The organism is Fischerella sp. PCC 9605, from assembly GCF_000517105.1.
Lineage (GTDB): Bacteria > Cyanobacteriota > Cyanobacteriia > Cyanobacteriales > Nostocaceae > PCC9605.
In genome coordinates this window covers 566,740-592,711 of sequence record NZ_KI912148.1, presented here as the reverse complement: position 1 = coordinate 592,711, position 25,972 = coordinate 566,740, and the positions used below count along the sequence as shown (strand labels likewise).

Genomic DNA, 25,972 nt, shown 5'->3' with positions numbered 1-25,972 from the left:
GAGGATATCAATTTTTCTTTGAAGTAGCAGGTTGAAACGGCGTGTACTTTCCTGCCAATGCTTCGACAATAGTCTGTGTATTCGCCTGCATCATTTTGCTATAAGAATCACCATCACTTCCAGGCGCACCAATGGAATCAGAATAAAGTTGACGCGGTGCTAATTTCACCCCTGCTTCTTGCGCTACAGTTTTAATCAAAGTAGGGTTAATTGTAGTCTCAGCAAAAATCGCCGGAACACCTATTTTTTTAATTGACTCTACTAGTTGCTTGACTGTTTGGGCGCTGGGTTGTTCTTCTGTACTAATACCAATTAATGTACCTGCAATTGGTATGTTGTAAGCGCGTCCGTAATATTGAAACGCATCGTGGGTGGTTACAAGTTTGCGCTTATCTGGGGGAATAGTTTGAATTTGTTGAGTAATCCAGCTATCTAACTGTTTTAATTCCGTAGTAAGTTGCTGTGCGTTTTGGGTAAATTCTGCTTTGTCTTCTGGTGATAACTCAATTAAAGCATCCCGAATCGCGTTCACCATTGCGATCGCATTTTTCACATCACCCCAAACGTGCGGATCTGGGACTACCTCGCCTTTGCTTTTTTCCAGTTGTAACGGCTTTGCTACCTCTCCCACCGCTAACTTCCGCGCCTTAGTTCCTGCTGCATTCATTAACTTAATTAGTCCGGGTTCTAAGTTGTAACCGTTATACAAAATCAAGTCCGCTTCTTCTAAAAACTTACTATCTTGTGGTCTTGGTTCGTAAACATGCGGATCTGTACCCGGTTGGAGAATTCCCTTTAGCTGAATTTCGTCTCCGCCAACTTCCTCAGCCAGATCGGCAATAATAGTGCTAGTTGCTACAACTTGCGGCTTGCCATCTGCCGCTGGGTTAGAAGAATTCGATGGTGTACAACCAAATAACGCAAGCGGTAAAACTATTCCCAGACATAGGTGATGGGGGAATTGCTGCCACCAGAGTGATGAGGGGGAGGGGTGGGGAGTGTGGGAAGTGTGGGGGGTGTGGGAGGGTGAGAGGGGAAGGGTGGAGGAATCTTTTGACTCTTGACCCTTGACTCTTGACTTTTGACTTTTGACTTTTGACTTTTGACTTTTGACTTGTTTGTGCCTTCCGCCTGTAGCATTAGCTTCATGTATGTTCAACATTATCCCAGCTATAGATGTTTTCATATTCTTTTCATTTTTATAGTAAGCTGAAGCAAGAACTATGAAAACATAATTATGGAAACCGTATTTTTACAGCCAACTCTACTCCAGAAACGAACAGTAGAAATGCTCACTCCAGCGATAACATCTATTGATACCGATGCTAACGATGCCATTAACATTGCCCATTTAAGCGTGCATTATCGGGCAGTAGAAGCCCTCACGGACGTAAACTGTACTGTGAAAGCAGGACAACTAACAGGTATATTTGGCCCCAATGGTGCTGGTAAAAGCACGTTGATGAAAGCGATGCTGGGGTTAGTTCCCAGTAGCGGTACGGTGCTGTATAAAGAAAAACCTTTGACACAGCAACTGGAGAAAGTTGCTTATGTACCGCAGCGCAGTCAAATTGACTGGACATATCCCGCTACAGTTTGGGATGTAGTGATGATGGGAAGGGTGAAGAAAACAGGTTGGTTGCGTAGTTTTAGTACAGTGAGTCGGCAGGTAGCAAAAGCTGCTTTGGAAAGAGTAGGCATAATTGAATACCGTAACCGTCCCATCGGACAGCTTTCGGGAGGACAGCAACAACGGGTATTTTTAGCGCGTGCTTTAGCACAGGAAGCGGAAATTTTTTGCTTTGATGAGCCGTTTGTGGGTATCGATCAGAAAACTCAGTCAGTCATTTTTGAAGTATTTCACGAACTCGCTGCTGCTGGAAAAATAGTTCTTGTTGTCAACCATGACTTAGGGGAATCTATCACTCATTTTGATGAGTTAATTTTATTAAATCGCGAGGTAATTGCTACAGGTTCTCGACAGCAGGTATTAACTGAAGAAAATTTGTCCCGCGCCTACAGTGGTAATGTAATCTTTTGGAAAGAGGCAGCATAAAAATTATGAATTATGAATTATGAATTATGAATTACTGCAAGCGTTGATTGAGCCTTTACAGTATGGCTTTATGCAGCGATCGCTTGTCATCGCCATTTTAGTAGGCATGTTGTGTGCTGTTGTGGGTAGCTACTTGATGGTGCAGCGGTTAGCTTTGCTGGGTGATGCTATCAGTCACTCGGTTTTGCCGGGACTGGCGATCGCTTTTTTATTGGGAGGTAATATTTTTATTGGCGCGTTTATTGCGGGTGTCGTCAGTACAATGTGCATCGCCTTGATCAGAACGCGATCGCCTATTAAAGAAGACGCAGCAATGGGAATAGTTTTTTCGGCATTCTTTGCCCTTGGTATTACTTTGATTACCGTAATTCAAAAAGAAAATAAAATTGACCTCAATCACTTTCTCTTTGGCAATATTCTCGGCGTGACTGCACAAGATGTGCGAGACACAGCCATCATTGCTGCCATAGTGTTCATAGTGGTCTTTTTGTTATACAAAGAACTGCTATTTTATACCTTTGATCCTTTAGGTGCTCAAGCAGCAGGTTTACCAGTAAATCGGCTCAACTTTGGACTGATGCTGCTAATTGCTTTAACAATTGTCGCCAGCATGAAAGCTGTTGGCGTTATTCTCGTACTATCACTGTTAATTACACCAGGAGCAACCGCTTATTTATTAGTTAAACGCCTGCACCAAGTCATGATTTTAGGAGCAGTAATTGGGGTAATTTCTAGTATTAGCGGTATGTACCTCAGTTATTTTTATAATTTACCCTCCGGGCCGGCTATTGTTTTAGTAGTATCGGCATTATTTCTATTAGCATTACTTTTTAGCCCCAATTACGGGATTTTAAATCACGGTAAAAATTATTCGCAGCAAAAGCAGTGAGCACAATTAATTACTAAAATTTTTACGCGTGAAAATCCAATCCCCAATCCCTTTTACTGCAATTAAACACAAACAAAAAGCGCCTCCTTTCGGAGGACGCTTTTTTATTTATCTAGTAGAGACGCGATTATCGCGTCTCTACATGAAGATTAACCGTTGATAGCAGGAGCACTGATAGCAACAGGAGCAGCTTCGGTGCTAGCCAAGTCGAGAGGGAAGTTGTGAGCATTGCGCTCGTGCATAACTTCCATACCCAAGTTAGCGCGGTTGATGATGTCTGCCCAAGTGTTGATGACGCGACCAGTAGAGTCAATTACTGACTGGTTGAAGTTGAAACCATTCAGGTTGAACGCCATCGTGCTGATACCCAGCGCGGTGAACCAGATACCAACTACAGGCCAAGCAGCCAGGAAGAAGTGCAAGCTGCGGCTGTTGTTGAAGGAAGCGTATTGGAAGATCAAACGACCGAAGTAGCCGTGTGCTGCAACGATGTTGTAGGTTTCTTCTTCTTGACCGAACTTGTAACCGTAGTTCTGAGATTCGGTCTCGGTGGTTTCACGCACCAAGGAAGAAGTTACTAGAGAACCGTGCATTGCACTGAACAAGCTACCACCGAATACACCTGCTACACCTAGCTGGTGGAAGGGGTGCATCAGAATGTTGTGCTCAGCTTGGAACACGATCATGAAGTTGAAGGTTCCAGAAATACCCAAGGGCATACCATCAGAGAAGGAACCTTGACCCAAGGGGTAGATCAAGAATACTGCGGTCGCAGATGCCAAAGGAGCAGAGTAAGCTACGCAGATCCAAGGACGCATTCCTAAGCGGTAGGACAACTCCCACTGACGTCCCATGTAGCAGAAGCAGCCAATCAGGAAGTGGAAGATTACCAACTGGTATGGACCACCGTTGTACAACCACTCATCTAAGGAAGCTGCTTCCCAGATGGGGTAGAAGTGCAAGCCAATGGCGTTAGAAGAAGGAACAACAGCACCAGAGATGATGTTGTTGCCATACAGTAAGGAACCTGCTACAGGTTCACGGATGCCATCGATGTCAACGGGAGGAGCAGCGATGAAAGCGATAATGAAGCAGGTGGTGGCGGCTAAGAGAGTAGGAATCATCAGGACGCCGAACCAACCTACATATAAACGGTTTTCTGTGCTGGTTACCCAATCGCAGAACCGTTCCCATACGTTGCCGCTTGCGCGTCTTTGTAAGGTTGTAGTCATTGCTCTTATGAGTGCGATGAATTTTTTTTGACTTATGAATTCAGGCAAAAATATTTAGTTGCCTGTATTAAAAACTTTACACAAAATTTATTTGATTTCAAGCGGTTAAACACTCATTTTTTGTTAATTTTTATATATTAAATTGTCGTAATAATTAAAGTTATTTCTTAATTTTTTGAATTATTTCTTAATAACTTAGTTAGACATAGTTCAATTGCCAGTTCTACTAATGAACTAAGTAGGCTGACAAAAATAAACATCAGTATATGTAAAGAAAGATGAAACTTGCTTATTGCATTAAAAATCAAAGTAGATATACGGCAAACTGCCTTCTGGAGCTAGTACCCAGACCGCATAGAAGCAAGGAAGCACAAACAAGAGTTTTACAGGCCAATTGAACTGTAATTTCAGTTGACGGTTAAAGTAATAAATTACAGCCATGCAAATAGCAATAATGCCCAGCAGCATTCCTAGTTGATATTGACTGATGTTTAGAGCTTCCACATAGACTTTTTGAGCAAACTGGGTATCAGCAGGATATCCCCAAAGGTGCTGAAATACTAAAGAAGAATCTTGCAGATTCGGTAGGCGGAACCAGATCCAAGAGGTGAAAACCATCAGTTGTGTCAGCAGCCAAGCTACAAATGTACCCAAGGGATTGTGCCAGAAATTTTCTAAGTTCTCAAAGCGATCGCTAAAAGCATCAGTAAGTCTATGCACAACTAAGGCTAAACCGTGGCAAGCTCCCCAAACAAAAAAACCTAATGCCGCACCATGCCAAATACCAGCGATTAACATCACAATCACTAAATTCAAGCAGGTGTGCCCCAATCCTTGACGCGAACCACCTAAAGGGAAGTAGATATAATTACGCAGCCAATCTCCCAGCGTTATATGCCAGCGTCGCCAAAAGTCTGCAATACTTGTGCTGAAGTAGGGAAAGTCAAAATTTTCTGGTAAAACCAAGCCGAAAAGTAAAGCACTACCACGGGCAATATCTACATAACCGCTGAAATCTAAATACAACTGAAAACTGTAGGCAAATATTGCTAACCATAAATCAGTGCTACCTGCTCTTTGTAAATTACCGAAGCATAAATCTACATATATTCCCAGGTGATCTGCCAAAACACCTTTTTTAACTGCTCCTAGTGCAATCAACCATAGCGCTTCTGTTACAACATCAGCTGTAGGCAAGTGTAGATGATTGAATTGATTTGCCAGGTTGTGGAAGCGAGTAATTGGGCCAGAAATCAATTTAGCAAAGAAAAATTTATATGCTGCAAATTTAACAAACTGATTAGCAGCAGGCGCACCACGATAAACATCAACTAAATAAGCAATACACTCAAATGTGAAAAATGAAATACCTAAAGGTGCAATTAATTTCAAAGAAACCAGTGCTGAATTTGTTGAATCATTATGGTGAAAAAATTTAATTAAAGGAGTGACATACTTAAAACCTAACAGCAGCAGAATATTAATAATTACACCCAGCCATAATAGTTTTAAACGCCGACTGTTCCAATCAGCTTGATGAAACTGCATCTGTTCGTCAGAAATTTGCAAGTCTAAATCATAGATATCTATTCGGCTGCGTGAGTTATTGTAACCAATAGCTAGTCCAAAACGAAAGTTAATAAAAATTAGTGTTAATAGCAGTGGAACGTACTGAAGCTGTAAAGATGCATAGAAAGCAATGCTGGCAATCAGTAATGCCCACAGCCGTAATTTCTGTTGTGTTACCAACCAATAAATTATCAGTACGCTGAGTAAAAACAGTCCGTATAAGATTGATATGAAGTTCATTTAAATAGTCAAGGGTCAAGGGTCAAGAGTCAAGAGTCAAGAGTTGTAGAGACGTGCCATGGCACGTCTGTCAAGAGTCAAGAGTCAATAGAAAATTTTGAGTAGTTAAATTAATAGTTGGTTTTTCCACTAACTACTAACTACTAACCACTAACTACTATCCAGTTAATCTACTTTGCCGACCAAGGAATCATTGGATCGATCGCAAGTTTTCTTGAGATTTCCTCTGCCCCGTAACGATTGAGATGGCTAGGGTCAGAAAAATAGTCATTTGTTTTAGGCCAAATTAAACTCAAATCCCGGTAAATTAAGTTGGAATTTTGGGCTAATTTTAGCATGTACTGCTGAAAATCTTGTTCATATTTTCTGCGTGCTGAATCTAGATATTCTCCGCTCAGGGGCATATTAACAAATACTAAAGAAATTTTTCTAGACTCAACAAACTGGAGCACTTCTTGCAAAGCAGCGTCTTGCTCACCTCCCAGTTGGAAAGATTTATAGTCATTGTCATAATTGCCATTAACTTTAGGATGTTTTTGATAGTATGTAGCTGGGTTGAAGCGGATAGATATTGGTAAAAAGCCATCAAAATCAACAGCTTGATCCAAATAATCTTGTTCTGTAACTGTGGCTGAGAATTTTGTGGAGACTCCTTTTGAGCGATCGCCACTCAAAGGTAAAGACTTCAGTTTTTGGGTGAGCAACTTTTTGAGATTGTCGCGCTGTGGATAAGTAGTAGAAACAGCAGTCAAAGCTTGATTCAACAAGCGATCCAAACTTTGATAATTATTATCTTTATTGGTTTCAGTTTTTAAATTTGACTCCTCATTATTAGGTGCAGTCGTGCTGACAACATCATCAGAATCTTTGTTTGCTTGTGCTTTTTGCAATGCCTGTTGATAACCAGGTGATGTAGCGATCGCTTTAAAAGTTACATCTTCTCTACCATTGTTGAACGCACGAGCACCATCTGCCCAAATTATTAATTTTGGCAGTTCTGATGGCTTCAGCACCCGTCGGAGGATAAAATTTACAACTTGGGCTGTAGCTCCGTTAATACCAAAATTAAATACATCAAGATTTGGATAGCCTTGAGTCGCCAAAGCTTTAGAAAGCGCGGATGGATCTACTCCCCTCAGAGCGCGAGAAGAACCAATAATTAACACATCTGGTGGTTTACCATTTTTGGCAAGACGCTGTTTGTAAAGTGCCAATTGCTCATCTAATTGCCGAGCGTTGAAACTTGGTAATTGCGATCGCGCTGCTAAAAGAATAGCTGTTGCTGTTGCTCTCTGTCTTGGTTTTAAATTATCTATATTTTGCGTGAACCCGGAAGTGTTAAATACATTCTTCCCAGACGCAGGGGATTTTTCACTTGATGTATTGGTAAAAAAGGCAGTTCTTTCTAGTTCCTCTGTGGAATCGTAAGCAGAGGATGATGTGAGTGGAACACTAACAACTTTTGGCGCTGGAGGTATGTAACGAGAAACTATGTAACCCAAAACCCAATCTGATTGTAGGGTGAGTAAAAAACCCAGCATACCCCAAACAAAAGCAACGCGCCATCCTTTTTCGTCTGCGCTTTGTTCTTGTGGCTCGTCAGTTTCAACAAACAGCTGTGTAGCCAACAGCCATCTTCTGACTCTTGCACCCCAATCCCGAGCCACTTCTGCAAAGATACTTTGTACTTCTTGGGTGGTTAAATCGGGACGCAACACAGGCTCGCTAGCCTCAGATGTTAAAAGCTCGCCAACATAGACAGCAGTAGCAGCAAATTCTGGAATAGCTTCTGGTACTAAACGTTGGCGTTCGACAAAATCGACGCCATAGTGCCAAAAAGGTTCCTTGTTGCCAGCACGGCGGCCGTAAACTCGTACGCCTGCTATACCTGGTATTTTTAACTGATTAACAAACTGAGTAACTTTACTGGCTACTCGTTTGCGTGCTGGGCACACAGGTGCTTCGCACATTAAGTGTAACAAATCGCCTTTACGTAGCAGGAGTACGCGAGTACCACCTGTTTTGAGGCGAACATCCAGGTTAGGATTGAGCAAGCGCTCAAGTAAGAAAATAATAGCAGGTTCGTCACCAGCCGATGTTAATTCTAGCGCTGATGCTGCTAGTGCCGGATGTTCAGTTGCAGGTAAAGATTGCCAATCAATCCAAGTTGGTTCTGCATCTGCTGTTTTGTGTCCGTAGATAGTAGCGGCAAGAATTCCTTGAGGTGCAAGGGCTTGCAATTGCGGGACGATCGCTTCTATACACAGTGTTTGATCGGGTGCTTGGGCTGTTGTTCTGGAAGCAACAGCGGGGCTGCAAAATACATGTAGCGTTGATTCTTTGAGAGTTGCCCCTACCTTGACTTTGAACTCAGACAACCTCTCATTCAACAACCGCGCGATCGCTTGCACATCTCCCCAACGCGCCCATTCTTTCAACATTACTTCGGCCGGTGTCAGATCTACCCGCAGTACCCAGTCAAAGCCTGTTTCGCCAAAAATTGTCGTGGCAATGACTGCATCTTGGTAGCCAGAAAGTTTGAGATTACGCAACTTCTGCGCTATTGGTTCTGCGATTAATGATGGATCGGGAGTGTAGCTCGACTGACAATATATTAATAACCGATTTTGATTGGTTGGATTTTCTAGATCTACTTCTTGCTTTTTGACTTTAACTTCTACCCCTATTCCCAAGCTACTCAGCGTTTCGCTAAGATAGCGAGCGATCGCATCTGGATTGCCTTGACGTGCCAGACTTTCGTTAGAAAGAATCAGCGCCCCACCAGTTTGACTAGATTTTTCAGCATCTGCAAGCAGGGCTTGCTCCACTTGTTGCAAATGCCGCTCTAATTGATTTAAAAAAACCTGATGACACCACCGCGGCTTCTTTTCACCCTTCTTTCGACCGTAGACAAAAACTTGGTATATTGAGTTTTGTTCGGTGTTAGTCAGAGCATCTAAGTCTGTATGCTGTAGGGCGTGTAGTAAATCTGAGAGAGTCTGCCAACGTTTAGGACACTCTATGCCTTCACAAAGAATGTGTAGATCGTTTCCCCGCAACCGGACTTTCACCCCTAAAGTGCTGATTCCTGTTGCTTGGCTTACCCATTGCACTAAAGACTGTTGGCTAATTGGTAATAATGTTTTCATGGGAAGTTGAGATTGGGGGAAGCTAGTATTGGGGATAGTGCAAAATTAGTTAGTGGTTAGTAGTTAGTAGTTAGTTGTTTACCACTAACTACTAACCACTAACTACTAACAATGCCTAATCACTTGTAAACTAGAACCATAGAATTATCCACTATGAGGTTTTTTTGAGCACTTTTGTGAAGTTATTTTTCTGCAAAATCATTAAACCTCTTTGTGTAAGCTTGTAAGCTTGACTTTTGTTCGATTTTTACCATTTTTCATTTATCCTCCTTACACCAAAAATTACTTATGTCGGCTGCCAATTCCCAATCTTCAGCTAACTCCGGACTAAATTTGGTTTTGTTCACTATTCCCCAATCTTTTCTCTTACAAATGGGTACGGCATCTGTTCTCATGTTGCTGATAGCAGAGAAAGCTGCTGTAGAAACCTTGCAAGCTTTAGGGGAAGCTAGTGAAGAATTATTTCGCGGCGATCGCCTGCCTATCCTTGACTTCCCAGAGCCAGATACAGAAAATAAGCGTTAGATATTATACTACATTTTCCCAAAATTATTGTGGCAAATTCCATGACGCTTCAGAACAAAAGCTGGAATCATAAAAATTAATTGGCTTTACTACAACAGAGGATATGAGTTCTCTTTTATACTTTTTTGCTCAGGAAGTGAATATCTACCCTGCCTCCGATTTATTTTTGCGCCATCGCCTACAAATGGTCGAGGAGTTGTGGGAATCCGTACTTCGGCAAGAATGCGGTCAAACAATGGTGGATCTGTTACGGCAACTACGCGATTTGTGTTCGCCAGAAGGACAAGCAACCAACGATCAAGCCTCCTCTGTATTTAAGCTGATTGAACAGTTGAACATTAACGATGCGATTCGGGCAACTCGTGCCTTTGCATTGTACTTTCAGCTGATTAACATCATAGAGCAGGACTACGAACAACGGCAGCAAATAACTCGCTATGAGGTGGGGGGTGAACCAGGGACTCAGGAAACCCTCACAAATACAACCTCTCCCACAATTTCACAAGTTCCAGAAACCTCTCTCAACAGCGGACTGGCAGCAGACTTAGTGAATATAAATCGGCAAGCGAACTCGAACGGCAAACAAAAAGGTACTTTCGCTGCCTTGTTTCCTCATTTATACCAGCTAAACGTACCGCCCCAACAAATTCAACGCCTCATTGCACAATTGGATGTACAGTTAGTATTCACTGCTCACCCAACGGAAATTGTCCGTCATACCATCCGCGATAAACAGCGGCGAGTGGTAAAGCTGCTGCAACAACTGGAGGTAGTGGAAAAACGTGGTGGTAACGGTGTCCATAACTGGGAAGCTGCGGAACTACGGGAACAGTTGCTAGAAGAAATTCGGCTGTGGTGGCGTACCGATGAGTTGCACCAGTTCAAACCAAGCGTACTAGATGAAGTAGATTATGCCCTGCACTACTTTCAAGAAGTTTTGTTTGATGCCATTCCTCAACTTTACAAACGCTTTAAGTACGCTTTGGCAAGTACCTTTCCTTGGCTAGAACCACCAAGCAAAAACTTTTGCAAGTTTGGCTCTTGGGTAGGTGCAGACAGAGATGGCAACCCATCGGTGACACCAGAAATTACCTGGCAGACAGCTTGCTATCAGCGCAACATTGTTATAGAAAGGTATATTCAGTCAGTGAAGCGGCTGATTAATTTGTTAAGCGTGTCGCTGCACTGGAGTGATGTTTTGCCAGACTTATTGGAATCTCTAGAAATAGATCAGTCCCAGTTGAGTGATGTTTATGATGAACTGGCACTGCGTTATCGCCAAGAACCGTATCGGCTCAAAATGGCTTATGTACTGAGGCGATTGGAAAATACACGCGATCGCAATTTGGCTTTGTATCGCAGGCAAACACCAAAAAGCGACGTTCCTATTTATCGTTCTGGAGAAGAATTTTTAGCGGAACTGCGGCTAATTGAACGCAATTTGACAGAAACGGGTTTAACTAGTCGAGAATTAGAAAATCTCATTTGTCAAGTAGAAATTTTTGGCTTTAACTTGACTTGTTTGGATATCCGTCAAGAATCATCTTGTCACTCGGACGCTTTGAATGAGATTCTGGAATACTTTGGTATTTTAAGGCATCCTTACAACGAACTTTGTGAGGAAGAAAAAGTTGCTTGGCTAGTTGGAGAATTGCAAACCCGCCGTCCGTTAATTCCCGCAGAACTACCATTTTCACCAAAAACCAACGATATCATTGAAACTTTGCGGATAGTGCGATCGCTACAACAAGAATTTGGTAGTAATGTCTGCAAAACTTACATTATCAGTATGTGTCGCCAAGTCAGCGACGTGCTAGAAGTCTTGCTATTCGCCAAAGAAGCCGGACTTTACGACCCCGGTACTGCTGTTGGTACTATTCAAGTAGTTCCCCTATTTGAAACTGTAGAAGACTTACAACGCTCCCGCAGCGTCATGCGACAGTTGTTTGAACTACCTTTATATCGGGCTTTGTTAGCAGGTGGTTACGCTGCAATTCAAGGGGACAGAGGGAATGTCTCCCCATCTCCCCATCCCCCCATCTCCCCATCTCCTTTGACTCCCAACTTGCAAGAAGTCATGTTGGGGTATTCTGACAGTAACAAAGACTCTGGCTTTTTAAGTAGCAACTGGGAAATCCATAAAGCCCAAAAATCACTACAGCACATCGCCGAAGAACATGGGGTGACTCTGCGGATTTTCCACGGACGCGGCGGTTCCGTCGGACGTGGTGGCGGGCCAGCTTACGAAGCGATTTTGGCACAGCCCGGTCACAGTATCAATGGGCGAATCAAAATTACTGAACAAGGTGAAGTTTTGGCTTCCAAATATTCCTTGCGAGACTTAGCGCTGTACAACTTGGAAACCATCACCACTGCTGTAATTCAAGCAAGTTTGCTGCGGACAGGGTTTGATAATATCGAACCTTGGAATCAAATAATGGAAGAGTTAGCAGCGCGATCGCGCACTCATTATCGCTCACTCATCTACGAACAACCAGATTTTATTGACTTTTTCCACCAAGTTACCCCGATTGAAGAAATTAGCCTCTTGCAAATTAGTTCCCGTCCGGCGCGTCGTCCCTCTGGCAAGAAAGATTTAAGCAGTCTGCGGGCAATTCCTTGGGTATTCAGCTGGACGCAAACGCGGTTCTTACTGCCTTCCTGGTATGGTGTTGGTACAGCTTTGCAAGAATTTTTGAGCGAAGAACCGGAAGAACATCTACAATTGCTACGCTATTTCTACATGAAATGGCCATTCTTCAAAATGGTGATTTCCAAAGCAGAAATGACCTTGGCAAAAGTAGACTTGCAAATGGCGCGGCGCTACGTCGAGGAATTATCCGATCCAGAAGATAAACCCCGCTTTGAGAAAGTATTTGAACAAATTGCCAACGAATACTATCTCACACGGGACTTAGTCCTGAAAATCACCGAACACGAACGACTTTTAGATGGCGATCCTGTATTGCAGCGATCGGTGCAGTTACGCAATGGCACAATTGTACCGTTGGGCTTCATCCAGGTTTCTCTGCTCAAGCGCCTGCGTCAGTCTAAGAATATAGCTACCTCGGGAGTTATTCACTCTCGATATAGTAAGGGTGAGCTACTGCGTGGTGCATTATTAACAATTAATGGTATCGCTGCCGGAATGAGAAATACAGGTTGAAATGTTGGTGGTTAGTGGTTAGTTGTTAGTGGTTAAGAACCCACAACTAACTACTAACTACTATCTACTAACAAATGACTATTGACTAATGACTAACAACCGAGTACTAGTTTGCACCTTTTTAGCATTGTTGTCAGGTTTTCTTAGTGGTTACATTGGTGGGCAAATCAGTGTAAAACTCCATTATCAAAAGTGTCAAAACCAAGCTTGGGGTTTCAAACATATGTGCCATGCTTGGGTAACACCAGGAGCAATTTGGCAAGGTAGCACAACAGGATTATGGACTGGTACAATCTTGGGTGCATTTGTCGGTGGTTTAGTAACGCGCCCAAGAAGGGGATAGGGATTAGGGACTATCCCTCAACATCGAGTTTTCTTTGTGTCTTAGTGTCTTTGTGGTGAAAAAATAAATTTTATGAACCACAAAGACACTAAGACACCAAGTAAAATTACAAGCAAATTCGAGTTTTTTAACCCACTTTTGATAGGGCTAGGATTAGGAACTAGGGAGTGGATGAAAACCATGAATGATGAATGCTGAAAATTTCATAATTCATAATTCATAATTTTTATCTTCTGCTTTCTCCTTTCTTCAACTCAGTCCAAGAGTTATTGTTGGTGTCAAAACAGCGCCAAGTCCCCTCATTGCCTTCTTGATAGCAAAACAAACTGCGATCGCTAGCATGAAAGTCATCTGTCAAAAAATATACCATTCCTCGAAATGGATAGGTTTTACGACTTAACCGCTTAGCTACTGCTTGATTGGGACATTCCACCATAAATACAGGTTGTCCGTCGAAGTGAGCCAAAGAGAAAATACACATCCGCAAAATCGCTCGTAGCCAGCTTTCTGAATTTTCAAAATAATCGTCGATAATTTTGTTAGTCAGAGCTTTTTCCAGGGTACGGTCTTTGCTTTGAGGAGTGTGAGGGTCAGACATTGCACCACCTTTGACTATACCGTTGGTTTGAGATTAAACCAAAAACTTTATATATACAAGCGTATACGAAAATATACGGCAATTATTTAGATATTATTATTTAGTTATTATTTGCGATCCCGCCAAAAACGCCTTTGAAGCAGCTTGAGGAAGGATAATCGGCAGTATGGGAAAAATCAATTGCTATTTTTTATGCTCAAGCTTCTTGGTAGAATGCAGCAGTAAGGATAAAATTACATTGCCATGGCTGCTGAAACTAACGAATTCCAGCAAACTACTAAGGGTGCTGATGCTGTTGATGAAGCGATCGCGCAGGGAATTGATTTTGACGGTAGTCCTATTCCGCCTGCGAAGCTAGAACTTTATCATCAAGTCATGGCGCTAGAGGGAAACAGACAGCGCAGTGGTGTCAGCAATACAATGCGATCGCGCATCGTCCGGATTGGTGCAAAACACATTCCCCAAGCCGAACTTAACCAAAAGCTGATGGATGCTGGTTTCGCGCCTCTCAAAGACAAAGAAATTGCCTTTTTCTATGGCGGCAAATAAGATTGAGATTGCATTATTAAAGCGAGACAGATACAATAGTACAGTCGGCTTTTCCCAAAGCCTTTTTTAACATGGGCGCGTAGCTCAGTGGATAGAGCAACTGCCTTCTAAGCAGTCGGCCGCAGGTTCGAGTCCTGCCGCGCTCGTTTTAACTAAATATGAACTCTCAAGCACTGTGAGGTGATAGGATAATATCCTCGCTTGAGGGTTCATTATTGCTAGATCATACTAAGAACAAGGGTGATATTGCTGCTACAAAAGCAATAGCAGACTTAACCGTGAAAGGATACTTAATTCTCACACCAGTTGTTTGTGAGCATTTACCTTTTGATTTTGTTGCCTACAAAGACGATAAGTATTACAAAATACAAGCTAAATATGCTGGAGAAAACAAAATAGCACATAAAACTGTGTGGGTGGACAAAAACGGCGTCCATCGAAAAAAGTATCAAGCAGACGACTTTGACTTTTATGCTGTTTATCTACCTGATATAGATAAAGTTGTTTATCCATCGATTAAATTTGGTGGTTGCTGTATAAATACCCAAATACCTAATTCAGCAACACCGTTTTACTGGTGGGAAGATTTTACAGACTTTACAGAAGAAGCGCCAAAGCGAACTTATAAAGAATTTGGAGTTGACTTAACAACCAGAAAGGTTAATCCAGACTCAAGAATTCGCACTAGAAAAGTAGAAAGACCATCACAAGAAGAACTACAAAAATTGGTTTGGGAAAAACCAACAGCACAAATAGCTAAAGACTATGGTGTATCTGATAAGGCTGTGGAAAAATGGTGTAAAGTTTACGGGATAGAAAAACCACCTAGAGGATATTGGGTTAAGAAAGCTTACGGAAAAATACAAAACTAATTAAAACCCAAGGTCTGCTTTTGCTAGTTCAGCAGCTGCAAATACCTCTTCATCTGATTTTTCTTCCCAAGCAGCATCGCCAATTTCTGTATAGAAAACTGTATCGTAAGGACGAGTACGAACTACGACTGGCATCGGCACAGCATGACCTAAAATCAAGGCTTGTTGTTTAGAATCTAACTTTGCTAACACCGATTTCAAACTGCCAGCACCAGACACGCCTGTGAAAATCGCATCAATATCTTTTTCATCATTAAGCAAGGCGGTGACGCGAGTACCAATCTGGGACATAACTTCGTTATCTATGCCTGACGGACGTTGATCGACTACGAGAAGTGTGACAAAATATTTTCGCATTTCGCGGGCGATCGTCCCAAAAATAGTACTTTGGACTATGGCAGGGTCGAGGAAGCGGTGCGCTTCTTCGATGGTAATCATTAACTGCGTTGGTTTATCGTTGGGATTTTTGGTCTGCAAAAACTTTTCTGCTTTGCTGACATAATGTTGGTGAATGCGGCGGGTAATCATATTTGTCACCAACATGTAAGAAAGCATGTCTGATTGCGAACCAAACTCAATGACGACGTTCTTACCTGCTTCGAGCGATCGCAAAACTTGATTAATATAATTGTGCGGACAGGCGGCGCGCATATATTTTAAATTTTCCAGGCGAAAGAGTTTGCGCTGCAATGCTGTAATTGAACCTTGATGTCCCCGCTTCTCTTCACAAAGCATCTTGATTTCTTCGTTGGTCATACTTAACAACTGTAGAATCCAAGACTTACCAAATTCGGCGTAGAGGATATTGGCATTATCGATGCTAGCGTCTGAGAGTCCTAGATCGCGAGAGCATAATTTCACATCTTCTACTTCTATTTGGTCGTAACTGAGGTAGAGTTCTTGAGCATGAGGAACACCACGACGCTTAGTTGATTCAGGGTCGAGGGTATATACTTCTACTTTGCTAGGAAATAATTGCTTTAAGCCTTTAACAGTGCTAAATTGCTTACCTTCTGAGACAGCTTCCCAACCATACTCAGAGTGCATATCAAATATTAAATTTACCGCCGCATTTTTGCGAATTGTCCCAGCTAAAAGTAAGCGTGTGAGAAAAGATTTACCAGTTCCAGATTTACCAAAAACGCCATTGCTGCGTTCGACAAAGCGGTTTAAATCAAGGCACACCGGCACATCCATATCTAGTGGTTTGCCGATGGAAAAGTTTTTTCTTTGGGGATCATCTTCCCAACCAAATACCCTGCGAAAATCTTCTTCCGAAGCTTCGTAAACTTGGCTAAAATGGCTAGGAATAGTTTTAACTGGCATCAATTCCATTGTGGTGCTGGTTTGGGGTTGAAATGATGCCAAAGAACTAAATATTTGGGATTTTGAATTTCTTCCATTCTCCCCCTCCTCTTGTGGAGGGGTAAACATCAACATTGGGGCAAGAGTAATAGTGCCATAAGTACCGCTACCCGCTAAAACTTCGCGTAAAAAAGTGTCCTCCCAGCTAGGAGGATTAGCGATGATTCGTTGGTTAGCAGTTCCCAGCGCCACATCCGTAAGCATGCAGAAAAAACGCGATCGCACCCCTTGCACCACTAGAAATTTACCTACTCGCATATCTTCAACCAAAATATCAGGGTGCAATCGCACTTCTAATCCGCCTGTCAGAGAACCTTGGATGACCGAACCTAATGGCTGCCCTAAATTCATTTGATTAATTACATACTTACGTGCCCTATTTTATGTTGAAATTGTTGGTGGATGGTTGTTGGTTGTTGATTGTTACAAAGAACAAATAACAAACAACAACTAACAAACAACAACTAATTACTCAATTTCAATTGAAGTTGGTGCAGTTCCAGTTGTTCTTTGAGTAGGGCCTGTTAGTGGTTTGCGAAATTGAGTGTAAAGGCGATCGCGCCAAGCAAAGAATGGTTCATACACAAGATTATCTGCTAAGCCTGGTACGCCTTTGCCTCTAAGAGTTGCTGGCAGATCAAGATAAGGCCCATCAGGGAATTTCAACAATATCGACAAACCCGCCACTGCAAAGTCAGCAAGAGTAGGTTCATCCCCTACCAAATAAGGACTATCTGCCAATAGCAAACATAAAGCTTCTAAGTCTTGCTTCAAATCGGCGATCGCTCTTTGCACTGCTTCCGGACTATAACCTACTCCAAAACCTAAAAGTTTGAGTACGTCGTTAGGTACTCCTTCCACTACTGTTTTAAAGACATCTGGAACAGAAGTGGGTAATAAGGCTTTGCGGAAATTTTGGTCTTGACTAATCGCATAAAACAGTGCTTTGCGTCCCTTGATGCCAATTGATTCGTCTGCCCATTCTTCCATCATTAAGCATAGACCCCGTTGCTTGGAATCTTGGGGTATCAATGGGCGATCGGGATACTGAGAGTCTAAATACTTAGCTATCTCAGTAGAATCCACAATATATTTATAACCATCCTTCAGTACAGGTACTTGCCGCTGACCTGTCAACCGAAAAAGTTCTACCTGACCAATTCCAGGTGTAACTTCGATTTTGCGGTATTCTAATCCTTTATAATCAAGGAGCAGACGTACTTTCTCCGAGTACTGAGATAGTTCAAATTGGTACAATTCCAGCATTCTTCCAATCCTGCAATTGGTTCATTATTTTATTTTACTGTTTTATTTTTAATGTAAATTAATCTCACTTATATTAATTTCAACTGAGATAGCAAACTTAAATAAACGATCAAATCTTCTATCTCTCTTTTTTCATTATTCTGTAACCAGAAAATAATTTTGTCATTCCGTTTTGCTCTTGAAAAAATTTTTTGATATTTAGTACTCAAACCGGATTGCTATAATGAAAAATTTTGATGAGTTGCGAGCAATTAACATCTGAGTTAAAATTTTTTGGTGAAATCACCTAAAAATACTTATTGTTTATTGGAAATTAGCTTCATCACTTAAGAATTTTACAAGCTAATAGAGAAGTAAACCTGGGAGTGTATTTACTGAATTAACTTTGTCTTGGCTGTGGGAACACGTAAATAATTATCCATGTCTTTATCTCAAAGATATTCACTTTTGCTAAGACAACCACTCATAGCAGAAAAATCCTACTACTGTGGTTAGATTTTTTGCTAAGCAAAATGTTATAAGTCTTTATGTAATGTGTGGAAATTAAAGCCAAACAAAATTTATGAAGGTAAATAATAGCAATTTGCTGACCAAATTGGCTGGTATTGTGGGAGTGACGGGCGTCAGTTTCCTTGTTGGTTTACCTGTAGGGGCAAACCAGGCATTAAATCCTAATCCTGGTATTTTTCAAGAAGTGACCTATAGCCGTGGTCAACGAATTTTAGCAAACAACAATTACACACCTAGTGCGTCGGTACAGCAAACAAAGGGTAAAACTCCAGCTAAAAATATAATAGCGCAGGGTACCAGTAGTGGCGGAGTACTAAATCCTAGCCCCGGTATTTTGCAGGAGTGTCCCTACAACCGTGCTGCTTGTCCTCAAACTACTCCCGCACCTGCTGTTCCACCTACTACTCCTGAAACACCACCTTCTGAACCAGGAACAACTCCAACTCAACCAGAAGCAGGAACTGAAGACAAAACCCTAGTAGCCGTGGCGGAATCCAGCAAAGATTTTACAGTGTTGACAAAGGCTCTCAAAGCAGCCGGGTTAGCAGAAACTTTGCAAGGTACAGGACCATTCACCGTTTTTGCTCCTACTGATGAGGCTTTTGCGAAATTGCCCCAAGATGCTGTGCAAGATTTGTTGAAGCCAGAGAATAAAGAAGTATTGGTGAAGATTTTGACTTACCATGTAGTGCCTGGTCAGGTATTATCTGGCGATTTGAAATCTGGCGAAGTTAAAAGCGTTGAAGGCGGCCCGATTAGCGTTAAGGTTGATGGCCCTAACAATGTGATGGTCAACGATGCGAAGGTAACTCAACCAGATATCAAAGGTAGCAACGGCGTTATTCATGCTATTGATAACGTCATTTTGCCTCCTGACTTGTAATAACAAGTTTATTTGATTACTTAATCATTTCCGTATTACCCCACCCGCTTGACGGCACCCTCTCTTTTCTAAAGAGGGGTTGAGGAGGGGTATTTTTTATAAGCATTCATACAAGTGTATCCTTGGCAGTTCGTTATACCAAGTTGTGTTCAGATATAGCAATTCGTGCCCTCTCCCCCTCCCCTGTTCCAAATTGGGAGAGGGGGAGAGGGGGTGAGGGAAGTACTATCTTTGAGTGCAACCTAGTCTTATAAGCTGTTCCATATCTAATTTGCATGATCTTGGCGGGCGGGGACGCTCACCCCACAAGAGTTAGACTAATTTAGAATATGCAGGTTAAATGTGTTTTAGCTTATCTTAGGTTAGTCAAAACTACACTGAGAAGGTAAACAATTTGCTGACCCCATCTGTCAAACTACCCTTATACAGTAAACGCATCATTGTCACCGCACCTCGAAACTACGCTGTGAGATTATCGCAACAACTCATTCAACAAGGTGCTTTACCTTTGCTGATGCCAACTATAGAAACTTGTTTGCTAGAGAATTTTGCTGAGTTGGATGCTGCACTTGCAAAAATCGATGCATTCGATTGGATTGTTTTCACAAGTAGAAATGGTATCGATGCATTTTTCCAACGCTTAGAATATTTGGGGCTAGACCCTTGGCTACTAAAAAATTGTTGTTTTTCTGCGATTGGTAAGGACGCGGAACAATTAGCGGCTTTTGGTGTGAAAGTAGATTTAATTCCTCAACAACCCAGCCCAGAAGGAATCATTGCTGAATTGGCTAAAATTCCAGATATTCGAGAGAAAACCATTTTAGTGCCAGTTCCAGAAGTTGTCGGCGTACCAGAACCCGATATAATTCCTAACTTTGTTGCTAGTTTAGAAAAACTGGGTATGAGTGTCACTCGCGTACCAACCTATATGACGCGGCGTTTAGACAAATGTTTTTATGAGGTGGAGTTAAGGCTAATTCGTCAGGGAAATATAGATGTCATCGCTTTTAGCAGCACTGCGGAAGTTGCAGGTTTTTTGCAAATGGTTAGCTCAAAAGAGGATTATGAGCAGTGTGCGATCGCTTGCTTTGGCCCATATACTGCAACTAATGCCAAAAAGTTGGGTTTAAATGTTTCCATCGTTGCCAAAGATTACAGTTCATTTGCAGGGTTTGCAGAAGCGATCGCCTCATTTTTTCTGGTTAAGTCTGGAAATGCTCTTTCAAAGCACGACAGCCGATTCTAAAGGTACGCTGAATTAGCGATCGCCTGTTGATAAAACATTATTAGAAGACCTCATCAAAAATACGCTTTATGAGTGCTGTAACTCCTGTTGTCAAACCTGTTAGCCAGATGCGACTTGCTCCTGGTAGCGCAGTTACCATTCCAAATGTGAGTTGGCAGGAATTTGAGTCGATTTTGCAGGAATTGGGAGAACACCGGAGCGCGAGAATAGCCTACAGCAAGGGTACTTTAGAAATTATGGTTCCTCTACCCGAACATGAAATTCCCAGAGACCTTCTTTCTGATATTGTCAAAACATTGCTGAAGGCTAAGGGCATCAAATACCAGCCTTTTGGTTCTACCACCTTCAAACGGGAAGGTACAGCGGGAATTGAACCCGATGCTTGTTTTTATATCCAAAATTATCAACGCATGATAGGTCGTCGCCGCCTGCAAGCAGATGATCCACCACCGGATTTAGCAATTGAAACAGATGTAACTTCTAAAACTACTCTCGAAGCCTATCGAGCAATTGGTGTCCCAGAAGTATGGATTTATGACAGCGGTAGGCTGACTATCTATTTGCTCAGTCAGGGAATTTACGTTAAATCTGACACCAGTGCCATTTTTGAAAATATACAATTAACACAGATTATTCCTGCTTTAGTAGAGCGTGCTTGGCAGGTGGGAAACGTTCAGGCATTGGAAGAATTTGAAGCAGCGATCGCACAAGGAAGAGAAGGAACTGAGTAACTTACCCAATGTCAGAAAAGAGCGCCTTCCAAGCTCAAGTATAATTAATCTTCCCTAGGGCAATTTAATTTATCTAAAGATTTTCTGTTTAAGACTAGGTTAAGACTAGAATAAATATTACAATTAAAAATTCAAGCAAAGTAGTTTTTTCACAATTGAATGAAGAAATGAAAAATCACTGCAACGTCTCCCGTCGCAGGAGGAATGCTCTTGTTAAGGCATTGCATACTGCTGTGGAGGGGAGGGCTAGGTATAAGATTAATGGGCTGCAAGGTTCGGAGGCTCTTAAGAAATACCTAGAGTTGGAGTTGTCAGGGGCAGAAGGCATCACCCAAGTGAGTGCTAACCCGTCAACTGGTAATGTTCTGGTAATCTACCAGCCAGGACATAATGCTTCGGCGATCGCTGCACAAATTGAACGCCTAGTCATAGAGTATGCAAAGCAAAGTCAGCACTCTATAACACTCGGCACAGCAAACAAGATTGACCGAGCGGAGAAAAAGGCGAAAAATTTACCTGCAAGCAACAAAAAATCAAATAATCGTCAACAAAAGCTGACAAATGATGCTCCTCAGCAAGAAATTGTAGCTTGGCATCTCAAAGAAACTGATGTAGTTATTGCTGAGTTAAAAACTTCCAAAGCATCAGGTTTATCTAGCAAGAAAGCACAAGAAAGACTGAAGAAATACGGGCCAAATACTTTACCGGAAGCCGAGCCTCGCTCCGGGTTGAGTATGTTTATTGACCAGTTTAAATCCTTGCCCGTAGGACTTTTGGCAGTTGCAGCTGGTGTGTCAGTTGCTACCGGAGGCTTGGTCGATGCTGTGGTAATTATGGGGGTTGTAGTCATCAATGCCGCCATTGGTTACGCTACAGAAAGCAATTCCGAAAAGGTGATTCGCTCGCTGAAGAACCTAGTTAATCCCACGGCATTTACAATCCGCGATGGCAGCATTCAAGAAATCAGCGCCCACGAAATTGTTGTTGGGGATATTCTAGTTCTTAAACCCGGCAGTTACGTACCAGCAGACGCCAGACTCTTAGAAGCACAGCGTTTGAGCATAGATGAGTCAGCGCTGACGGGTGAGAGTATGCCTGTAACCAAATCCGCCCATACTCTCATCGGCGAAAATGTTCCCTTGGGCGATCGCCATAACATGGTTTACATGGGGACACTAGTAACTGGTGGGCAGGGAACTGCGGTAGTAGTGGCGACTGGCAAATATACGGAGATGGGCAAGATCCAAATGATGGTCAGTGAAGCCACCATGCCCGAAACTCCGATGGAGAAACAACTAGACCAAGCAGGTAGCCAGCTTGTCATGGTATCAGGGGCAGTTTGTGCCTTATTCTTTGGTATTGGACTGTGGCGTGGCAATGGTCTATTGCAGATGCTCAAGGCTTCTATCTCCCTAGCAGTGGCGGCAGTTCCCGAAGGTTTGCCCACAGTTGCTACTACAACTTTGGCGTTGGGGATCGCCAATATGAGGAAGCATAACGTCCTCATCCGCCGTTTGGATGCGGTAGAAACCCTTGGTTCCGTACAGACAATCTGCATGGATAAAACCGGAACCATTACTGCGAACCGGATGACAGCTGTAGAACTGTGTACGGATAACAAGTGCATCCAAGTAGGTCATGACCAATTGTTGGTAGGACACGAACCCATTAATCCTTATGAAAACGAACAGCTCTTAAAGCTGATTCATGTCTTGACGCTGTGCAATGAAAGTGAAGTAGAGCAAGAAGGCGATGAGTACATCGTCAGAGGTTCTGCCACTGAAAACGCACTCATTGATGTTGCTATCAAGGGAGGTGTAAACGTTATCAGTCTGCGGGCAAATTACCCACGACTGAAAATCAGCCACCGCTCCCAAGAACGCAATTACATGACGACGCTGCACGCCACTCCCGATGAGCGGCAAAACCTGATTGCCGTCAAAGGTAGTCCATCAGAAGTTTTAAGTCTGTGCAGCGCTCAAATCAAGAATGGACACAAAGTTCCGCTCACAGAGGCAGACAGGCTAGCCATCGAAAACGAAAACGAGGACATGGCAGGCAAGGCGCTGCGGGTATTAGGAGCTGCTTACCAGCTTGATGACTGCGATGGTCTCCATACTCGCGATGACTTGATCTGGCTGGGACTGGTTGGCATGATCGATCCCGTCAGAAATGGCGTAAAAGGATTGATGGGAGACTTCCATCAAGCTGGCATCGACACGGTGATGATTACTGGCGATCAAAGCCCAACTGCCTACGCCATCGGCAAAGAATTGAATCTGAGCAAGGGCGAACAACTGCAAATTCTCGATTCCACGCACTTGAGTAACATCGATCCCGAAGTGATGAAGGGACTCTTGCATCGCGTCCATGTCTTTGCCCGGATTAGCCCTGCCAACAAACTGCAAGTAGTGCAAGCGTTACAGGGTAGTGGCAAGGTTGTTGCCATGACAGGTGATGGCATTAATGATGCTCCTGCCTTAAAAGCTGCTGATGTGGGTATTGCGATGGGGCATACGGGAACAGATGTTGCCCGCGAAGTCGCCGATGTAGTGCTGGAAGATGACAACCTCGAAACCATGATTGTTGCCGTTAGCCACGGTCGGACAATCTATAACAACATCAGAAAGTCCGTCCATTTCCTGCTGTCTACAAACACCAGCGAAATCATGGTTATGTTAGCAGCGACGACAGCTGGTATTGGTCATCCGATGACAGCTATACAACTGTTGTGGCTGAACTTAATCACAGACATATTCCCAGCGCTGGCTTTAGCAATGGAAGCACCGGAACCCGATGTGCTACTCATGCCACCCCGCGATCCCAAGGAACCGATTATCAAGGGTTCTGACTTTAAGAGAATTATTCTAGAGTCAGCGGCATTGTCTGCCAGTGCTTTAGCAGCCTACTGGTATGGTATCAAACGTTATGGTATCGGGCCACAGGCAAGTACTATCGGTTTCATGAGCTTGACAATGGCTCAGCTGCTGCACACTCTCAGCTGTCGTTCCCAGAATCACAGCATATTCAGCAAGCAAAAACTGCCAGCCAATAAATACTTGAATATTGCGCTTGGTGGTTCCTTCGTTCTCCAGATACTAGCTGCAACCGTGCCGGGACTAAAAGGTCTATTGCAAATCGCTCCGATCGGACTCGTTGATGCTGCGGTGATCGGCAGTAGCGCCGTAGTTCCATTCTTAGTGAATGAAGGCAGAAAAGAACTGACGACAAAGTATCTGCAAGGAGATAACAACTCCACCCGTCTACTTCCTGCTAGCAACAACGATGTTGCTGCGATCGCACATTTAGAAACAGAACACCAGGAGGTGGAACCGCAAACTGTTGCTGTCGTCTCCTATTAAAGGAGAAACCAACAGCCAGCCCTGCACTTAGGTGCAGGGTTATTATTTTTAATTGTTAGTTGTTGGTGGTTGGTGGTTGGTAGTTGGTAGTTGGTGGTTGGTGGTTGGTAGTTGGTGGTTTGGTGGTTGGTTGATTAATTCCAAACAACAAACAACGAAATAAAATATGAAAAAAGATTTCATGTTCAGTTCCGAGTCCGTCACTGAAGGACACCCGGATAAACTTTGCGACCAAATCAGCGATGCAATTGTAGATAAATTTCTACAGCGAGATCCTTATTCTAGGGTAATTGCAGAATGTGCTGTAGCCACTGCAATTGTATTCATTGCTGCCAGATTTGAATCTGATGCAGTTGTAGATTTCACAAAAACAGCCAGACAGGTAATTAAGCAGGTCGGTTATGATGAGCCTGATTTTAATGCTAAAACCTGTAGTATTGTCACCAGCGTGAAGGAATTAACATCTCACAGCTACCGTTATTGGGATGCAAAAAGATTATCCGACGAAGAGATAGAGTTAATTCCTGTTACCGATCAAGTGACGGTCTTTGGTTTTGCCTGCAATCAAACCCCTGCTTTCATGCCGCTTCCGATTTGGTTGGCACACCAACTAGCAAGGCGACTAACCGCCGTACGGCAGGAGAAAATACTCCCATACATTGCACCTGATGGCAAAACTCAAGTTGGAATTGAATATCGCGATCGCCAGCCCTACAGAATCCACAGTATCTCTATTCTGGCGAGTCAAAACAGGCAGTCACAATTAGATTTAGCTGATGAAAAAATACTCCGGGAAGAGATTAAAGAAACAATTATCGATTCTGTCTTTGAAGTTGAAAACGAAGAAATAAAGCCCGATGAAAAGACGAGAATCCTCATCGACTTTGACCAGCCTTTCACAATTGGTGGCCCCTCCGTGCATTCAGGGTTAACTGGTAGGAAGAATGCTATAGATACTTACGGAGGTTATTCTCGGCATAGTGGCGCAGCTTTAAGTGGTAAAGACCCGACGCGGATAGACAGAGTTGGTGCTTATGCTGCCCGATATGCAGCCAAAAATATTGTAGCGGCTGGTTTAGCAGAAGAATGTGAAGTGCAGCTAGCCTACTCGATTGGACTGGCTAGACCTGTCAGCATTCAGGTAGAAACTTTCGGTACAGGCAAAATTTCTGATGAAGAAATTACGGTACTTTTGGAAAGGCATTTTGATTTCCGACTAGCGGGAATTATCAAGAAATTTAATTTGAGATTGCTGAGCGCGATCGTCAAAGGTGGATTTTACAGAAAACTGGCTGTTTACGGTCACGTTGGCAGAATGGATTTGGGAATTGTGCCTTGGGAAGAAACGGATATGGTTCCAGTATTGCTAGGATGAACCGGACATCCGTCGCTTGTATTCTCAGGCAGGCAAGATGCCTATC

At 42.9% G+C, this 25,972-nt stretch carries 19 protein-coding genes and 1 tRNA gene; 13 read left to right on the top strand and 7 right to left on the bottom strand.

What is annotated here, in order from left to right; genetic code table 11:
• Positions 1-7 precede the first annotated feature (7 nt).
• Positions 8-1,186, bottom strand: coding sequence for a metal ABC transporter substrate-binding protein (locus tag FIS9605_RS36280; protein WP_231510238.1), 1,179 nt, complete (start codon positions 1,184-1,186; stop codon positions 8-10).
• A gap of 51 nt (positions 1,187-1,237) precedes the next feature.
• On the opposite strand from FIS9605_RS36280, the gene FIS9605_RS0104985 reads away from it, so the two are divergent.
• Positions 1,238-2,056: a metal ABC transporter ATP-binding protein gene (locus FIS9605_RS0104985; RefSeq protein WP_026731596.1), complete on the top strand. Its 819-nt coding sequence runs from the start codon at positions 1,238-1,240 to the stop codon at positions 2,054-2,056.
• A 19-nt stretch (positions 2,057-2,075) separates the two neighbouring features.
• Complete coding sequence (locus tag FIS9605_RS0104980) at positions 2,076-2,945, top strand: metal ABC transporter permease (protein WP_026731595.1); 870 nt, start codon at positions 2,076-2,078, stop codon at positions 2,943-2,945.
• A 149-nt stretch (positions 2,946-3,094) separates the two neighbouring features.
• Here the strand turns inward: FIS9605_RS0104980 and psbA are convergent, their stop codons facing one another.
• The 3 genes from psbA to FIS9605_RS0104965 form a co-directional block, all read right to left on the bottom strand.
• Positions 3,095-4,177, bottom strand: a complete 1,083-nt coding sequence (gene psbA, locus FIS9605_RS0104975) for a photosystem II q(b) protein (protein WP_026731594.1) — start codon at positions 4,175-4,177, stop codon at positions 3,095-3,097.
• A gap of 297 nt (positions 4,178-4,474) precedes the next feature.
• Positions 4,475-5,986 (bottom strand): MBOAT family O-acyltransferase, encoded by a 1,512-nt coding sequence (locus tag FIS9605_RS0104970; protein ID WP_026731593.1) that lies wholly within the window; start codon positions 5,984-5,986, stop codon positions 4,475-4,477.
• A 170-nt stretch (positions 5,987-6,156) separates the two neighbouring features.
• Complete coding sequence (locus FIS9605_RS0104965) at positions 6,157-9,135, bottom strand: DUF1574 family protein (RefSeq protein WP_026731592.1); 2,979 nt, start codon at positions 9,133-9,135, stop codon at positions 6,157-6,159.
• 288 nt (positions 9,136-9,423) lie between these two features.
• Here FIS9605_RS0104965 and FIS9605_RS0104960 point away from each other — a divergent pair, with 288 nt between their 5' ends.
• The 3 genes from FIS9605_RS0104960 (at position 9,424) to FIS9605_RS0104950 (ending at position 13,169) form a co-directional block, all read left to right on the top strand.
• Positions 9,424-9,660 carry a hypothetical protein gene (locus tag FIS9605_RS0104960; RefSeq protein ID WP_026731591.1) on the top strand — a complete coding sequence of 79 codons (237 nt, stop codon included), beginning with the start codon at positions 9,424-9,426 and terminating at the stop codon, positions 9,658-9,660.
• Between the two features lie 103 nt (positions 9,661-9,763).
• Positions 9,764-12,826, top strand: coding sequence for a phosphoenolpyruvate carboxylase (ppc, locus tag FIS9605_RS0104955; protein WP_026731590.1), 3,063 nt, complete (start codon positions 9,764-9,766; stop codon positions 12,824-12,826).
• A gap of 88 nt (positions 12,827-12,914) precedes the next feature.
• A complete protein-coding gene (locus tag FIS9605_RS0104950) occupies positions 12,915-13,169 on the top strand; it encodes a hypothetical protein (protein ID WP_026731589.1) in 255 nt (84 codons plus the stop codon).
• 226 nt (positions 13,170-13,395) lie between these two features.
• On the opposite strand, the gene FIS9605_RS0104945 is transcribed toward FIS9605_RS0104950, so the two are convergent.
• A complete protein-coding gene (locus tag FIS9605_RS0104945; RefSeq protein WP_026731588.1) occupies positions 13,396-13,767 on the bottom strand; it encodes a hypothetical protein in 372 nt (123 codons plus the stop codon).
• A 243-nt stretch (positions 13,768-14,010) separates the two neighbouring features.
• Here FIS9605_RS0104945 and FIS9605_RS0104940 point away from each other — a divergent pair, with 243 nt between their 5' ends.
• The 3 genes from FIS9605_RS0104940 (at position 14,011) to FIS9605_RS0104930 (ending at position 15,188) form a co-directional block, all read left to right on the top strand.
• Entirely contained in the window at positions 14,011-14,316 is a 306-nt protein-coding gene (locus FIS9605_RS0104940) for a small RNA NsiR4-regulated ssr1528 family protein (protein WP_026731587.1), read from the top strand.
• Between the two features lie 73 nt (positions 14,317-14,389).
• A tRNA-Arg gene (locus tag FIS9605_RS0104935) sits at positions 14,390-14,462 on the top strand.
• A 69-nt stretch (positions 14,463-14,531) separates the two neighbouring features.
• Complete coding sequence (locus FIS9605_RS0104930) at positions 14,532-15,188, top strand: group I intron-associated PD-(D/E)XK endonuclease (RefSeq protein ID WP_026731586.1); 657 nt, start codon at positions 14,532-14,534, stop codon at positions 15,186-15,188.
• Here FIS9605_RS0104930 and FIS9605_RS0104925 read toward each other — a convergent pair whose 3' ends face one another.
• Together FIS9605_RS0104925 and FIS9605_RS0104920 are read right to left on the bottom strand one after the other, a co-directional pair.
• Positions 15,189-16,904: a helicase HerA domain-containing protein gene (locus FIS9605_RS0104925; RefSeq protein WP_026731585.1), complete on the bottom strand. Its 1,716-nt coding sequence runs from the start codon at positions 16,902-16,904 to the stop codon at positions 15,189-15,191.
• Positions 16,905-17,021: 117 nt separating this feature from the next.
• The gene (locus tag FIS9605_RS0104920; RefSeq protein ID WP_026731584.1) at positions 17,022-17,819 is read right to left on the bottom strand and encodes a glutathione S-transferase family protein; all 798 of its coding nucleotides are present in this window, start codon (positions 17,817-17,819) and stop codon (positions 17,022-17,024) included.
• A 562-nt stretch (positions 17,820-18,381) separates the two neighbouring features.
• On the opposite strand from FIS9605_RS0104920, the gene FIS9605_RS0104915 reads away from it, so the two are divergent.
• From FIS9605_RS0104915 to metK, 5 genes are all read left to right on the top strand, one after another.
• Positions 18,382-19,212, top strand: a complete 831-nt coding sequence (locus FIS9605_RS0104915) for a fasciclin domain-containing protein (protein WP_026731583.1) — start codon at positions 18,382-18,384, stop codon at positions 19,210-19,212.
• A gap of 394 nt (positions 19,213-19,606) precedes the next feature.
• Entirely contained in the window at positions 19,607-20,458 is an 852-nt protein-coding gene (locus tag FIS9605_RS36275) for a uroporphyrinogen-III synthase (RefSeq protein WP_035139400.1), read from the top strand.
• A gap of 68 nt (positions 20,459-20,526) precedes the next feature.
• Positions 20,527-21,189: a Uma2 family endonuclease gene (locus FIS9605_RS0104905; protein ID WP_026731582.1), complete on the top strand. Its 663-nt coding sequence runs from the start codon at positions 20,527-20,529 to the stop codon at positions 21,187-21,189.
• 167 nt (positions 21,190-21,356) lie between these two features.
• Positions 21,357-24,551, top strand: a complete 3,195-nt coding sequence (locus FIS9605_RS0104900) for a cation-translocating P-type ATPase (RefSeq protein ID WP_026731581.1) — start codon at positions 21,357-21,359, stop codon at positions 24,549-24,551.
• 166 nt (positions 24,552-24,717) lie between these two features.
• Positions 24,718-25,926, top strand: a complete 1,209-nt coding sequence (metK, locus tag FIS9605_RS0104890) for a methionine adenosyltransferase (RefSeq protein ID WP_026731580.1) — start codon at positions 24,718-24,720, stop codon at positions 25,924-25,926.
• Positions 25,927-25,972: the final 46 nt, after the last annotated feature.